General features: G+C 58.4%; 12 protein-coding genes and 1 tRNA gene. 7 read left to right on the top strand and 6 right to left on the bottom strand.

Annotated elements, in window-relative coordinates; translation table 11 throughout:
• Positions 1-21 precede the first annotated feature (21 nt).
• From lpxB to QUE75_RS12555, 4 genes are all read left to right on the top strand, one after another.
• Positions 22-1,179 (top strand): lipid-A-disaccharide synthase, encoded by a 1,158-nt coding sequence (lpxB, locus tag QUE75_RS12570; protein WP_286255688.1) that lies wholly within the window; start codon positions 22-24, stop codon positions 1,177-1,179.
• Entirely contained in the window at positions 1,179-1,865 is a 687-nt protein-coding gene (gene rnhB, locus QUE75_RS12565; RefSeq protein ID WP_286250561.1) for a ribonuclease HII, read from the top strand. The genes lpxB and rnhB overlap by 1 nt, the downstream gene beginning before the upstream one ends.
• Before the next feature lie 83 nt (positions 1,866-1,948).
• A tRNA-Met gene (locus QUE75_RS12560) sits at positions 1,949-2,025 on the top strand.
• A 398-nt stretch (positions 2,026-2,423) separates the two neighbouring features.
• The gene (locus QUE75_RS12555; RefSeq protein ID WP_227510239.1) at positions 2,424-2,717 is read left to right on the top strand and encodes a fibronectin type III domain-containing protein; all 294 of its coding nucleotides are present in this window, start codon (positions 2,424-2,426) and stop codon (positions 2,715-2,717) included.
• Between the two features lie 14 nt (positions 2,718-2,731).
• Here QUE75_RS12555 and QUE75_RS12550 read toward each other — a convergent pair whose 3' ends face one another.
• The 4 genes from QUE75_RS12550 to QUE75_RS12535 all read right to left on the bottom strand — a co-directional run bounded on the left by QUE75_RS12550 (position 2,732) and on the right by QUE75_RS12535 (position 9,967).
• Entirely contained in the window at positions 2,732-5,299 is a 2,568-nt protein-coding gene (locus QUE75_RS12550; protein WP_286250556.1) for a CHASE2 domain-containing protein, read from the bottom strand.
• Positions 5,300-5,332: 33 nt separating this feature from the next.
• On the bottom strand, positions 5,333-6,970 hold the full coding sequence (locus tag QUE75_RS12545; RefSeq protein WP_286250554.1) for a FecR domain-containing protein: 1,638 nt from the start codon (positions 6,968-6,970) through the stop codon (positions 5,333-5,335).
• Complete coding sequence (locus QUE75_RS12540) at positions 6,963-7,691, bottom strand: response regulator transcription factor (protein WP_106695239.1); 729 nt, start codon at positions 7,689-7,691, stop codon at positions 6,963-6,965. The genes QUE75_RS12545 and QUE75_RS12540 overlap by 8 nt, the downstream gene beginning before the upstream one ends.
• A 131-nt stretch (positions 7,692-7,822) precedes the next feature.
• Positions 7,823-9,967, bottom strand: coding sequence for a DNA topoisomerase III (locus QUE75_RS12535; RefSeq protein WP_286250548.1), 2,145 nt, complete (start codon positions 9,965-9,967; stop codon positions 7,823-7,825).
• Between the two features lie 148 nt (positions 9,968-10,115).
• Here QUE75_RS12535 and QUE75_RS12530 point away from each other — a divergent pair, with 148 nt between their 5' ends.
• Together QUE75_RS12530 and QUE75_RS12525 are read left to right on the top strand one after the other, a co-directional pair.
• Positions 10,116-10,472, top strand: a complete 357-nt coding sequence (locus QUE75_RS12530) for a BolA family protein (protein ID WP_286250546.1) — start codon at positions 10,116-10,118, stop codon at positions 10,470-10,472.
• Positions 10,469-11,092 (top strand): L-threonylcarbamoyladenylate synthase, encoded by a 624-nt coding sequence (locus QUE75_RS12525; protein ID WP_286250543.1) that lies wholly within the window; start codon positions 10,469-10,471, stop codon positions 11,090-11,092. Before QUE75_RS12530 ends, QUE75_RS12525 begins: the two co-directional genes overlap by 4 nt.
• Before the next feature lie 27 nt (positions 11,093-11,119).
• On the opposite strand, the gene QUE75_RS12520 is transcribed toward QUE75_RS12525, so the two are convergent.
• Positions 11,120-11,782 (bottom strand): hypothetical protein, encoded by a 663-nt coding sequence (locus QUE75_RS12520; protein WP_061333111.1) that lies wholly within the window; start codon positions 11,780-11,782, stop codon positions 11,120-11,122.
• Positions 11,783-12,049: 267 nt separating this feature from the next.
• Between QUE75_RS12520 and QUE75_RS12515 the strand changes: the two genes are divergently transcribed.
• The gene (locus tag QUE75_RS12515) at positions 12,050-13,666 is read left to right on the top strand and encodes a methyl-accepting chemotaxis protein (protein WP_286250541.1); all 1,617 of its coding nucleotides are present in this window, start codon (positions 12,050-12,052) and stop codon (positions 13,664-13,666) included.
• A gap of 24 nt (positions 13,667-13,690) precedes the next feature.
• On the opposite strand, the gene QUE75_RS12510 is transcribed toward QUE75_RS12515, so the two are convergent.
• A complete protein-coding gene (locus QUE75_RS12510; RefSeq protein ID WP_286250539.1) occupies positions 13,691-14,338 on the bottom strand; it encodes an MBL fold metallo-hydrolase in 648 nt (215 codons plus the stop codon).
• Positions 14,339-14,344: the final 6 nt, after the last annotated feature.

Raw genomic sequence — 14,344 nt, 5'->3', positions numbered from 1 at the left:
GTGACGCACGCACAGGCTGACATGGTCAGTTCCCGCAAGTTGACCATTGCCATTATCGCCGGTGAGGCATCGGGGGATATCCTCGGTGCCGGCTTGATCCGGTCTCTCCGTAATCGCTATCCGAATGCCCGCTTCGTTGGTATTGGCGGCGATGAGATGAACGCCGAAGGGTTTCATTCCCTGGTCCCCATGGAGCGGTTATCCGTTATGGGGTTGGTGGAGGTGCTGGGGCGTATTCGGGAGTTGTTCAGTATCCGCGCCCGGCTGTTGGACTATTTCTTTACCACTCCGCCGGATGTCGTGATTGGCATTGATTCACCGGATTTCACCCTGGCTATCGAGCGGCGGTGTCGGGAGGCGGGTATCCCCTCGGTTCATTATGTGAGTCCTTCGGTCTGGGCGTGGCGCCAGAAGCGTATTTTCAAGATTGCCAAGTCTGTGGACCTGATGCTCACGCTGTTTCCCTTTGAAGCCCGTTTCTACGAAGAGCACCAGGTGCCGGTCGCTTTTGTGGGGCACCCGCTGGCTGATCGTATTCCCATGGAACCGGATACCGGTTCCGCCCGGGAGAGCCTTGGGCTTGAGCCAGACAAGCCGGTACTGGCTGTTTTGCCAGGCAGTCGGGGTGGGGAGGTGGAGCGCCTTGGCACGCTGTTTCTGGAGGCGTCCCGTTGGCTACAGGCCCGCAGGCCAGACATTCAGTTGGTGATTCCCTGTGTAAACCGGGATCGGGAACGGCAGGTGCAGGCGTTGGTGGAATCCCTGGACGTCAAACTGTCGGTTACCCTGGTGCGTGGTCGCTCTCGTGAGGTGATGGCTGCCAGTGATGTGGTGCTGCTTGCCTCAGGAACTGCCACCCTCGAAGCGATGTTGCTCAAAAAGCCAATGGTGGTGGGCTACCGATTGAGCAACTTCAGTTACAAGCTGCTGTCGCGGCTGGTAAAAGTGCCCTGGGTGGCGTTACCGAACCTGCTCGCCCAGAAACCATTAGTGCCGGAACTGTTGCAGGACGATGCCACTCCTGAAAGCCTGGGTGCTGCTGTGCTTGAGCGACTGGAAAATGAACAGGAGCGGGCTGCATTGAAGCGGGCCTTTTCCGAGCTTCATCAGTCTCTGAAACAGAATGCCGATGAGCGGGCCGCCAAGGCTGTTTCTGAGTTGTTGGAGCGTCATGGCTAATGGTTGGTAAGAAGCTCCCTCCGTTTGAATGCAGTTATCAAGGCCGGCGACTCGCCGGGGTGGACGAGGTAGGCCGGGGCCCTTTAATCGGTGCCGTCGTCACCGCAGCGGTGATCCTGGACCCCGAGCGGCCTATTCAGGGCCTTGCGGATTCCAAGAAGCTCACTGAGAAGCGGCGCCTGGCACTGTACGATGAGATTGTCGAAAAGTCAGCGGCTTGGTGCCTGGGGCGCTGTGAGCCTGGCGAGATCGATCAATTGAATATCTACCAGGCCACGATGCTGGCCATGAAGCGGGCGGTGGATGGTCTTTCCATCGCTCCGGAATACGTTCTCGTGGATGGCAACCGTTGCCCGAACTGGCGCTGGCCATCGGAGCCGGTGGTAAAAGGGGATAGTCGACACCCGGCCATCAGCGCGGCATCTATCATTGCCAAGGTGACGCGTGACCGGGAAATGGCGTTGCTGGAGCAAACCTATCCCGGTTACGGTCTGGCGCAACATAAGGGGTACCCGACGCCGGTGCACCTGGAGGCGCTGATGCGTCTTGGGGCAACCCCGGAGCATCGCCGATCCTTTCGTCCTGTCCAGGAAGCAATTGACTCCGTAGGTTTCTTTCACCCGGCCAGCGAGAAGGGTGCGCCCGAGTTGAGCTATCCCACCGACCTGTTTGAAAATATGGATTGACAGTCCCGGTGGTGCGCTGTAATATTCGCGCCACGTTGATCGGGGCAACCCCGGTAAACAAAAGATTTCGTTAAAAGTTTTGATGCGGGGTGGAGCAGTCTGGTAGCTCGTCGGGCTCATAACCCGAAGGTCGTTGGTTCGAATCCAGCCCCCGCTACCAATCAGAAAAAGGCCGGCTTTTTAGTCGGCCTTTTTCGTTTTCTGTGCCCGAAAACCTCCTGAGCCCACCTTTTATACAATCCGCGTTTGGCGTTTTGTCTGATCGCCTGCACAATTTTTCATCAACTGTAAAGTCAAAAAAATGACAATTTTATAACTTCAAAAATGACGTCATTCGCATCATCATCCGATCCGATTTTATAGAATTTCACAAAGTCGACGGAAAAATGGTGTAGATAGCCAATGAAACGCGTCATCAAAATGTCAAAGGCATGGATTGCCGCGTTTTTACTAGGAGTTCTTCTCACCGGCTGTGGCGGAGGCGGTTCCGATGCCGGGAGTGATGCAAATACCTCGGGCTCCAATACCTCCGGTAATGTAGGGTCAGGTCCTTCGGGTGTGCAGCCTGAGCCGGTCCGTGCAGCCGTCCTGAGTTGGTCAGCACCCTCTACCCGGGTCAACGGCGACGGTATTGCCATGGGCGAGCTCGACAAGTACGTAATCCGTTATGGTCAGGACGTTGAAAATCTGTCTGGTGAGGTGATCATTGGTGAGGCCGACGTCTACCCGGAGATGAGCTACACGGTGGACAATCTGGATTCCGGTACCTGGTACTTCACGATCCAGGTGCAAGATAAGCAGGGCCTGGTCAGCGAGCCCTCAGCGCCTGTCAGCAAGACCATTCGCTCCTGAGGGGCGTGAGCAAGTCATGGCATCGGGTCGGCAATGGGCAGTTTCAGGATGAAAGTGGTGCCTTCGCCTGCGGTGGATTCAACAGAGATGTCGCCCCGATGTTTTTCAACAACGGTTTTCACGAACGACAGGCCCAGCCCGGTGCCGTGGGTGCCTGCCAGCTCACTGCGCTTCTGCCGGTGGTAGCGATCGAACAGCATAGGTAGTTCTGCCTGATCTATCCCGCTACCCTCATCGGCGATGGCGAGGCATGCCAAGTGGCCAGCGCGGTATACCTGAACCGTGATCGCAGATCCCGGTGGGCTGTATTGGACTGCATTGGTCATCAGGTTGATGACTGCCCGCTCCAGCAATTCCGCATTCCCCTTCAGCCAGAGGTCTTCGGTGCCAATCACCTGTAGGCTTATCTGCTTTTCCTGTGCCTGCTCACATACGCTGTCCCGTGCGTTTTCTACGATAGCCAGAAACTCACACTCGTAGAACCGGGTTTCCGTCAGCTGCTCTGCCCGCGACAGTTGCACAAATTCTTCCGCCAGGTGGTAGCTGCGCCGGGCCAGTCTGCCCAGTTGTTCAAGCTGGCGCTCATCAATATGGCTAGGGTCTCGTTTCAGTTGCTCAATCAATGCCAACTGAGACACCAGCGGAGAGCGAACATCGTGAGAGATAAAGTCGATGGCTTCCCGATGCTGCCGCTGCTGCTCCCGAAGCTCGGAAATGTCCGAGATGTTGGCGATGATTCCGAATTGATTGCTGTCTGGCAATGCGAACGGTGCCAGGTGAATCAGGAAATCCTTGTTGTGAATTTTGAGGTCAACGGTTCGGCTTTGCCGAAGGGTCAGCGTCTCAGACACGGTTTCATACCAGGGCGCCGCGTCCCTTGGGTCATGGCCTTCCAGCAGGCGCGTCAGGGGTAAGCCGCTGAGGCTCGGCATGGGCTCCCGGAACCAGGCTTCAATGTGCCGGTTGGCGAAGCGGATAACACCCAGCTCATCCGTTACGATGATGCCGTCTGGCATGCGCTCGAAGCTGTGGCTGATGAATGCCTGCATCTGGCTGAGGCGCTCGGTGGCGGTTCGGACTTTTTCAATACGCCGGGACAGGTTCTCCTGGGCGCCCGGCTCAAGGGCGGGCGCGCTTGGGTCTTCCAGTTTAAGGTTCTGCAAGTACAGCTGGATAACTTCCCGGCTCAGGTCATCCGGCAGGGTGAGCCCGAGCAGGTACCCGCTGCCGCCGCGAATAAGGCGTATCCAGCTCTGGTTGCCATGATGACTCCATTGCCCGACTTGGATGTTGGTCGGGACATCGGCCAGTGTCATTCCTTTGACTGCCAGCAGGTCTCTGCCTTCCGCCAGCAGCCAACCCTGGGGCTGGAGTAGCGCGCTCAGGTGTTCAAGAAGTTGGTGAGGGTGCCTGCGTGAAGGGTCTGGCAAGGCAAGTTGCGGTGTTCTGGCCAAGTCATCCAGTTGACGGTTCAGGAAACGGTTGGCCATCGCAAGCCGAAGGCCGCTGGCCACCGGCAAAGCGATCATGGGCAACAATAAGGCATTGGCGGCCGACAGGTGGTAATGCAAGCTGCGTAGGACCACAAAGTAGGTGACCAACACCAGAGCAAAACTGACGCTACAAGCGAGGACGGTGGCTGCGGGCTTGAGCCGTGGCAGGGAGTTGGCGAGGCCAAGGAGGATAACCAGTGCCAGTGCAATGGAGGCCCAGCCAGGTGCGGAGGAGATCAGTGTGTTCTGGCGACTGGCGGAATACACGTTGGCGTGGAACTCAACGCCACTCATGGGCCTGCCGAGGCCGGAAAACGGTGTACTAAGAATATCGCCAAAACCGACCGCGGTGGCTCCGATGAAGACGGTCTTGCCAGCGAAGGTCTCCAGGGGTACCGCGCCGTTCAGCACATCGACGTAGGAATGGGCAGGGATTGTATCTGCTCCGCCGGCCAGTGGCACAAAGCGGAACTCGCTGCGGACGTTGGTATAGGCAGGTGCATCAGGTGCGTGGCCACTGGGGTTGACCCGATCCTGTGCCGCCAGTGCCAGCGCGGGTCTGCGATGATTGCCCAGGCTATTGTACAGGTAAAGGCCGCGGGCCACGCCATCGTCTTCCAGCTCAACATGCACGTGCCCAAGTGCAGAAGCTGTCTTCTCCAGCAGCGGTGCGGGCAGTTGTTCGGCCATCCGTTGTTTTGGCGTTGCCGGCGAGTAGTGTATGGGCAGCACAACCCGGCCATGGCGCTCCATGGCGTCTGCAAGGGCCCGGTCGCTGGGGGAGGGTTCAGGAAACAGGATGTCCAGCACAATGACTTCCGCGCCGGCATCGGCAAGCTGGTCAATCAGCCGGGCATGGAGGTTTCGGTCCCAGGGCCAGCGCCCGAGCGCGTCCAGGCTGTGTTCATCGATGCCCACCAGAGCCAGGTTGTCATCAATGGGCGCGGACCAGGTGGTGATGGCCTTGTCGTAAAGCCAGAAATTGATGCGCTCTTCCAGGGTGGTTATCTGGAGTAATAGCAGGATGCCTGTGAGCAGCAAGCCCAGAGACCAGGGTGTCGTCTTTAAGGTTAACCAATCCCTTCTCATGGGCCGTGCGGTTCGTTCTTGTTGTGGAGGTGTTTAATCCAGGTAAAGCTCCCTCCCCGGGCCCCATCGGCTTGCCAGCGGACCATCAGAAAGAGCTTTGACGCGCACAAAATACCTTCTTCCGGGAATCAGACGCAAGGCCGCTGTGGTATCTGCCACGTTTGCTTCCTTGATAATGTTGTTGAATCCGGGCTCTTCCGCGAGTTGGAGGCGATAGTCTTTTGCGGTATCAACCTTCTCCCAGAACACGCGCACCTGGTTGTCCAGGTAGTTGATGCTGATGATTCGTACCGGCGGCAAGGTGCCGTTCACAACCAGTGCCCGGGGCTGGGACGCGGCCACGGAGTTACCGCCGGCCTCGCTGACCACTCGCCAGTAGTACTGGCCGGGGCTTAGCGGTCGGGAGGGGAGGGCTCGGTTGTCTGGCGCCCATTCACTGGAGGTAATCAGCCGTCTGAATTCTTCATCTTCTGCGATTTCAACCCGAGCAACTTCGTTGGTACCGTTCAGGCGCCATTGGAACTCTGGCATGTCGTCATTCACGCTCTCACCGGGTTCTGGCGAAATCAGATCGGGCGTTCGTGCCTGCAGGTCAACTTCGATCGACGTGATGGCCGGCATTCCGGTGATGCCCTGACGATCCAGTGCGGCCAGGTGGAGTTCGTAGCGCCCGTTGTCCAGCTGGCTAATGTCAAAGCGATGGCCAGGCATTTCCCGACTTTGTAGCCAGGTGCCGCCATCCTCTTCAAAAATATCGACGCGATACCGGTTGGCGCCGTCCTGCTGCCAGCTGAGTTCAGCCGGTAGCTGTGTGAGAACCGGGGTGATGGGGTTGAGCACCGGGGCCGGTGGTAGCCGGCGGATGTTCATGGGGATGGCGCTCGCGGTGGATACGCTAGCGCCATAGCCCGCAGGAATCCGGCGTACCTGGCCCGGCTGGCCGAAATCAACCACGCCCTCGGTTACCTGTACGCTGCTGCCAGAGGGGGATGTCTGCATGGAAAACACGGTACCTCGAACAGCGGCGACCGCTGACGGGGTTTCGATTTCGAATCGAGCACCATCTTCCAGCACCGGTTTTACTCGGGTATGCACCTCGCCCCGTTGGAGGCGAACACGGGTATCTGCCATGCCGGCTTTGCCGTATTGGGTGAGGCGGTTGAAAATGAGTCTGGAATTGGGCGCCATGCGCAGCTCAGAGCCATCAGCCAGGACGATAGTCGCGGTGCCGGCAGAGGAGATCACTTCATCGCCCACCCGGATGACAGAATTTTCGGTCAGTGGCGTTTTCTGGCCGGTGGTGCCAGATACGTGCATAACATTACCGCTGGCGGAGCTAACCCTGGCAGGCTCGGGCTGGCGCTTCAACCAGGCCAGAGGAATGCGAATTTGTTCCCCGGCAGACAGTCTGGCGTTACCGGGGAGGTTGTTGTATTGCAGCACCTGGCCAATGGTTACCCGGTCCATCAGCAAGGACTGGCCGATGTCGCTGAGTGTCTCACCGGAGCGGAGCGTATACACCCATTCCGGGGCGCTTTCCGATTGCTGGGCGGGCGCGGCGGAAGAAGAGCCTCGGGCAACCGATATCTCGGCGGCAGCCACGCCGGGCAGCAGGCTGGTTACAATCAACAGGAGCAAACCTGTGACGCTTTGGCGTTTGCGGTCAAGCATTGGTTGCACTGTCTTCCCGGGGCTCGTCAGCTTCAGTGGCTTTGATCGCTTCCAGGCGATAGCCGCGCTGGTAAATGGTCTTGATGCGGAATCCGTTCTCCGGGTTTACACCCAGCCGACGGCGTAACCGGCTCATGTGGGTATCAACGGTCCGGGTGTTGATATCCCGGGCAAGGCCCCACACGCGTTCCAGCAGCATCTCGCGGGTCAGGAGCCGGCCCTGGTTCTGAAACAGGAACAGGGTGAGGTCGAAGTCCTTGTCGGTCAGGGTAAGCGGTTCACCGTGCAGCAGGATGATTCGTTGCCGGGTGTTAACTTCAAACGGACCGTAAACCAGCACTTCTTTGTCGCTGTCGGGGTTGCTGCGGCGGGCCAGGGCATTGATCCTGGCGGTAAGCTCGGCCGCCCGGGCTGGTTTTGACAGGTAGTCGTCGGCGCCGGCATCCAGCGCCCGGACGATGTCGGCCTCGCTGTCCCGCTGGGTCAGGAAAATGGCCGGAATGGGCCAGTCCAACTGGGCGCGCACATTCTCCAGTACGTCGATACCGGTCATGTCTGGAATCTGCCAGTCCAGGATAATCAGGTCATAACTGCGGTGCAGAACGGCACCGAGAAAGGCCTGACCGGTGGGGAAGCTGTCACAGTGATGACCCTTCTCGGAGAGAATGGCTTGAATGTGTTGCGCTTGTTCGTGTTCGTCTTCCAGCAGAGCAATGCGCATTAAGCTTGGCCCTCGATGGTGTTGCCGATTTCGTGGTCTTGGCACAGAGCGGAGTGAAAATCCTCTGCATTAGAGGCCAAGTATCCCAAAAAATGAGGCTGCGTTCAGTAGTGATATGTAGAATTCCGTAACTACAGCGCAGGCTTGCCGTTGGCGTCGTTCACTGTTTGTCGGCAGGCGGGGAAATTACTGCAGCCCCAGAACCAGCCTTTTTTGCTTTGGCGCCTCACCAGGGGTGAAAAGCAATGGGGGCAGGGCACGGGTTTCTGCCCGGTTCCGTCTGCCGGTGCACTGTCTTCCAGAGGGCGCGTGCCGTTACATTTTGGGTAGCGGGTGCAGGCAAAGAAACGTCCGAATTTTCCTTCCCGCTCGACCATGGGCGCCCGGCACTTTGGGCAATGCACCGACGTTTCGCTGACCGGAGTTCCGGTCGCATCGGGCGCCCGATGAATGAATTCGCGGATTTCCTGCTTTAGCGACTCCAGAAATGCCCTGGGGTCGTCTTCGCCACGGCGGATGCTCTCCAGTGTTGCTTCCCAGACCGCTGTACGGTCCGGGGTACGGATAGTGTCCGGCAGCGCCGCAATCAGCGCCTTGCCTTTGTCGGTGGCGCGGATGAATCGCTTTTCCCGGTACAGGTAATCTCGCCGGAACAGTGTGTCGATAATGGCGGCGCGGGTGGCTTCCGTGCCAAGGCCATCGGTCTCCCTCAGGGTTTTACGCAGTTCCGGGGCCGCCACGAAACGAGCGATGTTGGTCATCGCCGACAGCAAGGTGGCATCGGTAAAGTGCTGGGGTGGCTGGGTTTTGCGTTCGGTTACCGTGGCGTTGCTGCAGGTGACCGGCTCACGACTCTCCAGCCTTGGCAGCGGTGGTTTTTCCGGCTCGTTGTTGTTCTCCCGAAGTTTCAGCTCCAGGGCTTTCCAGCCGGGGGTGAGTATCGCCGTCTCGGTGGCCCGGAATCTGTGTTCCTGAACCTGCACCGTCAGTTTTCCCTCACGGTGAACTGCATCCTGGGCGAACTGCATCAGATAGTAGCGGCTGATCAGGTTATAGATCTTTTCCTCGGCGGCCGTCAGCTTGCCATTCGGGGTAGGGCGGACGGTCGGAATGATCGCGTGGTGGGCGTCCACCTGTTTGTCGTTCCAGGCCGCGGAGCGCCGGTTACTGTCCAGTTGCCCGGTAAGCGCTTCCAGCTCGCCGGATACTCGACCAATGGCGCGAATCACCTGGTCCCGTTGATGAAAATGTTCCTCGGGCAGGTAACGGTTGTCGGACCGGGGGTAGGTGATCAACTGGTGCCGTTCATACAGATTCTGGGCGGTGTCCAGCACGTCTTTGGCTCCCATCCGGAACAGTCGCCCGGCTTCTATCTGCAGTGCCGACAGGGACAGCGGCAGGGGCGGTGGTTCGGGCCGGTCCCGGAAGCGGGACTCTGCGATGGTGCCGGGCCGACCGTTCACGGCATGGGCAATTTGCTCGGCCACATCCCGGCTGAGCAGGCGTTTCTCTTCGTCCAGATGGTCTCCATAGGCTTCATCCGGCAGCCAGCGGGCGGTAAACGGGCGTTGGTCCGCGTCCTCTTCGGATGCCTGGAATTGTCCTTCAATGCGGTACCAGGGTTTGGGCTCGAAGTTCTCGATGGTATTGTCCCGCTCCACGACCAGGCCAAGCACCGGCGTTTGTACTCGGCCAACCGAGTAAACGCCGTCCTGACCCTGTTGCTGGTAGCTCAGGGTGTAGAACCGGGTGAGGTTGATACCATACAACCAGTCGGCCCTTTGTCGGGCCAGGGCGGAATGGGATAGCCGGCGGAATTCCTTGTTGTCTCTCGGTGCCTGAATGGAGCGCGCAACGGCGCTGGGAGTCAGGTCGTTAATCAGTACCCGCTTGACCGGAACGGTGGTGCCAACGTAGCGCAGCACTTCGTCGACGAGGAGCTGGCCTTCTCGGTCGGGGTCGCCGGCGTGGGTGATCATGTCGGCCTGTGGAATCAGGGATTCGAGCACCTTGAGTTGCTGTTTTACGCTGTCTTTGGGGATAAGCTGCCATTGTTCCGGGAACATGGGCAGGTCTTCCTGGCGCCACTTTTTCCATGCCGGGTTGTAGCGCGCGGGCTCGGCCGGCTCCAGCAGGTGGCCGATGCACCAGCTGACGGTGGCGGCTTCCTGGCCGTTTCCGCAACGGATCCAGCCCTGGCCTTTCTGGTGCGGGCCGGGGAGGGCGGCGGCGATGGCTCTGGCCAGGCTGGGTTTTTCGGCGATGTACAGGTGCATGGTGTTGGCGGTTTGCTGAGTGGCATCGGAATGTGTCTGTTTGGGGCTTTTGTGTCAAGGGCTTCGGGCTTATCGTTTGTTGTGTAGTAGACTGGTTGTGTTGGGGGAGGCGGCTGTGGTGACTTAAACGGACGGTTGTGGAGTAGTTATGAAAGTTCAGAACGCAATTGAAGCAAAACTTAAAGACGGGTTTGACGCGCAGCTGCTGGCTGTGGAGAACGAGAGCCATATGCATTCGGTGCCGCCGAATTCGGAAACCCATTTCAAGGTGACGCTGGTGTCGCCGGAATTTGCCGGTCAGATGAAGGTTAAGCGGCATCAGGCCATTTATAAAGTGTTGGCGGATGAGCTGGCGGGGCCTGTGCATGCTTTGGCGTTGCATTTGTATACGCCGGAGGAGTGGGCGGCCAGTGGTCAGGCGGCGCCGGATTCGCCCGGTTGTATGGGTGGGTCTAAGGGCGATGACGCCATGGCTGAAAAATTGGGACAGGGAGTGAATTCATGAGTCAGTTTTTCCAGATCCATCCTGAGAATCCGCAGAAGCGGTTGATCAACCAGGCGGTTGATATTCTTCGTAGGGGTGGGGTGATTGTGTATCCCACGGATTCCGGGTATGCGCTGGGTTGTCACCTGGGTGACAAGCAGGCGGCGGATCGTATCAAGCGTATCCGGAAGCTGGATGACAAGCATAACTTTACGCTGGTGTGCCGGGATTTGTCGGATATTGGTGTGTACGCCAAGGTGGATAACACTCAGTACCGTTTGCTGAAGACGTTCACACCGGGGCCGTATACGTTCATTCTGCCAGCCACAAGTGAGGTGCCGCGCCGGTTGTTGCATCCCAAGCGTCGGTCTATTGGTGTGCGGGTGCCGGATAACGAGATTGTTCGGGAGCTGCTGGGCGAGTTGGGCGAGCCGATCATGAGCAGTACCCTGATTCTGCCCGATGAAACTGAGCCGATGACCGATCCCTATGAAATCCGGGATGTTCTGGAACACGAGCTGGATTTGATCATTGATGGCGGGTTCTGTGGGATGGAAGCGACTACAGTGGTGAACTTTCTTGGGGATGCGCCCGAGGTCACCCGGGTTGGTAAGGGCGATCCCGCCCCGTTTCAGGTTTAACGGTCAAAGACCAATGCCACCCGGGTATCAGGCCCGGGTGTTCAGGTTGAAGGCGTAGCGTTGTACGCTGTTACCGAAGTCGGGTTGGCCGCTGTTGGCGTTGCGTTTCAGGCTGTCGTAACGGTGGATGACATCCTGTAATCCGTTGAACTGCTGGTTGTCGCTGAGCAGTGAATCCAGTAGGGAGTTGTTCACGCCGTAGGCCTGATTGAGCTTCAGGGCGTTATCCATAAAGTGCAGTGTCGGTTCGCTGACGCTCAGCCGACTGAAGGCTTCCCGGAAGCCCCGGTTGTTGTTCAGGTCCATTTCAATTCTTTCGCGAAGCTCCTCGGGCAGCTTCCCCTCAACTACCGCATTGCCGTTCTCACCTTTTCCCACGCTCAGGGCCGTTGCCGGGTGCAGGTTGTACTCGGCAAGTTTGTGCCGGAGGGTTTCACGAACAAAGGAAAGATCCTGTGCAACGGTCTGTTTGTACTGGCCGAGTGGGAGCTTGCGAGCTTTCAGGCTGCCGGGGTCCAGCTCTGACTGCCCTGACGGGGTAAAGCGGTCATCACCCGGGCTACCGGCGGCTTCGGGTTGCTTCGTGGCAGCGGGTTTCTCACCATCAGGGTTGGCTGCCGGTGCCTGGCGGCTGTCCATGGCTTGCTGAAAGCGTGTGCTGGCTTGTATCAGGGATGTCAGCAAAGACATGATGTATTTCCTCCTCGGCGGTAAATAACTGCCGGAAATCCGTTTATGGGTTGTGTTTGTGAGTAATAAGCAGGTTTTGGGCCAGGTTGTTCTTGAGGTTCGGCAGTCTGTACTTGCGCGGAAATGTAAAACTTTGCAACGAGTGTCATAGGGATCGCATCGGGCTGATCTGGGTCATATAAAAATTGACGTATGTCTATAAAGTTATGCCCGAAACTGCCGTCATAACAGATGGTTGTTCAGTTGATCTTCCGCTGCCGGGGTACCATGAAAAAACAACACTCGATCCGTTTTCTGCTGCTTGCGGCCCTGGCCGTTGCGTTTTCCATCATTTTGGCGTTTACGGTTGTCTACAGCGCCCATTCGCAGCGCGCGCACCTTGAGGAATACAGCCACAAGTATGTGGATGGGCTGGCAAAATCCTACTTTGACGGACTCAACACCATGATGGTCACCGGTACCATCAATAACCGGCAGGTACTGCGTGATCGGGCGAAGGCTTCCGAGGATGTTCTGGATATTCGGGTGGTGCGCAGCGATCAACTGAATGCGATGTACGGCGCCGGCAATGCGGAGGAGAGACGTCGCGAACCTGAAGATCTTCGAGCATTGCGTGGCGAGCGGGTGGAGCTCTACTCGGCAAATGACCAGGGCCGGGTTTATACCCTGATTGAGCCGGTTATTGCCGAGGCAGACTATCAGGGGGTGAATTGCCTCGGCTGCCACCAGGCCCAGGAAGGGGAGATTCTCGGTGCCATCCGGGTGGACTATTCCCTGGCCCAGAGCGACGCCCGCCTGCAGCAGCAGTTGCTGGTGGGTGGTGGTGTTCAGGTGGTCATTTTCGTTGTGATTTTCTTCCTGACCGCGCTGGTCCTGGGGCGGCTGGTGTTTTCCCGGTTGCGCAGGCTCCATGACCGGATGGATGAAATATCCCGGAATTCGGATCTATCCATTGAGCTGGACGTTAGCCGCAACGATGAAATCGGTTCACTGTCCCGCGCCTTTAACCGAATGGTGGCGAAGATTCGGGAGAGCATGCATACGGTGATGGACAACGCTGCCCAGGTTGAATCAGCGGCACGGACCATTGCCGGCAAGGCGGAAACCACGGAACGTGAAGTGCTTGCTCAGCGTGACAACACCGACCAGGTGGCCAGCGCCACGACAGAGATGGCGGCATCCGCAGTTCAGGTGCGGGAGAACGCGGTGAATACTGCTCGCAAATCCGCAGACACAGCGAAGGCGGCGGAGACCGGTGAGCAGTTGGCCCACAACGCCGTGAAGGGTATTGAGACACTTAACACCGAGGTGCAGAGCGGTGCCCAGCGAATCGAACAGCTGGATCAGCGCACCACCGAGATGGCCACCCGTCTGGAGCTGATTTCCGAGATTGCAGACCAGACCAACCTGCTGGCACTGAACGCCGCCATTGAAGCCGCCCGTGCCGGTGAGCAGGGCCGTGGATTTGCCGTAGTGGCTGATGAAGTGCGCGCGCTGGCGTCCCGCACCCAGGCGTCCACGGAGGAGATTCGCCACACCATAGATGGCCTGAAGAAAGAGGTGGTGGATTGCGTGGGCACCATGCGCCATGCCTCTGAACTGGCGCAGCATCAGGTGGAGTCGATTCTGAAAGTGGAAACGGAATTGCAGACCATTGCGGCGGCGGTGCGCGAGATCACTGGCCTGAACGAAGAAATGGAAAGCGCGGCCAACGAACAGAGCGATGTGTCGGAATCCATCAATCACAACGTGATCGAAATCAGCCGTTCGGCGGAGCAAACCTCCAGCGACGCCCAGGAAACCGCCCGCATTGCCGGTGACCTCCTGGCTATGGCCGAAACTCTGCGTAAGACCATCGAGCAGTTCCGGTTGTCACAACACTGATTCCGGCCGCTGGTACTGGGGCGCTCAGCCCCGGTGATCCGACACGAAAGGGTTGGTAGCCCGTTCCTGGCCGAAAGTGGACATAGGGCCGTGGCCGCAGATGAAGTTCACATCATCCCCCAGGGGGAACAGTTTTTCCCGGATGGAATGAATCAGAGTGTTGTAGTCGCCTTTCGGGAAATCCGTTCGGCCGATAGAGCCATTGAACAGCACGTCACCCACCTGGGCCAGCTTTGATCCACGATGGAAAAACACTACATGGCCCGGCGTGTGGCCCGGAGTGTGCAACACCTCCAGGGTTTCATTGCCAACGGTCACCGTATCCCCGTCTTCCAGCCAGCGGTTAGGCGTGAACACCTCCGGCGCCGGAAACCCGAACATCTGCGCCTGCATGGCCAGGCCCTGAATCCAGAAGTTATCTTCCTTATGGGGGCCTTCGATGGGCAGTTCTTCCGCCTTTGCCAGCTCGGCGGTACCGCCGGCGTGGTCAATGTGGGCGTGGGTGAGCAGAATTTTCTCCAGGGTAACGCCTTCGGCTTTCGCTGCTGCCCGAACGCGATCCAGATCCCCGCCCGGGTCTACGACCGCTGCTTTACGCGTTTCGGTACACCAGAGCAGGGTGCAGTTCTGTTCAAAGGGAGTGACGGGAATCACGCGGTACTTCAGGGACATAATCTG

It is taken from the genome of Marinobacter shengliensis (genome assembly GCF_030297115.1).
GTDB lineage: Bacteria > Pseudomonadota > Gammaproteobacteria > Pseudomonadales > Oleiphilaceae > Marinobacter > Marinobacter shengliensis.
This window is presented reverse-complemented; position numbering and strand designations above follow the sequence as displayed.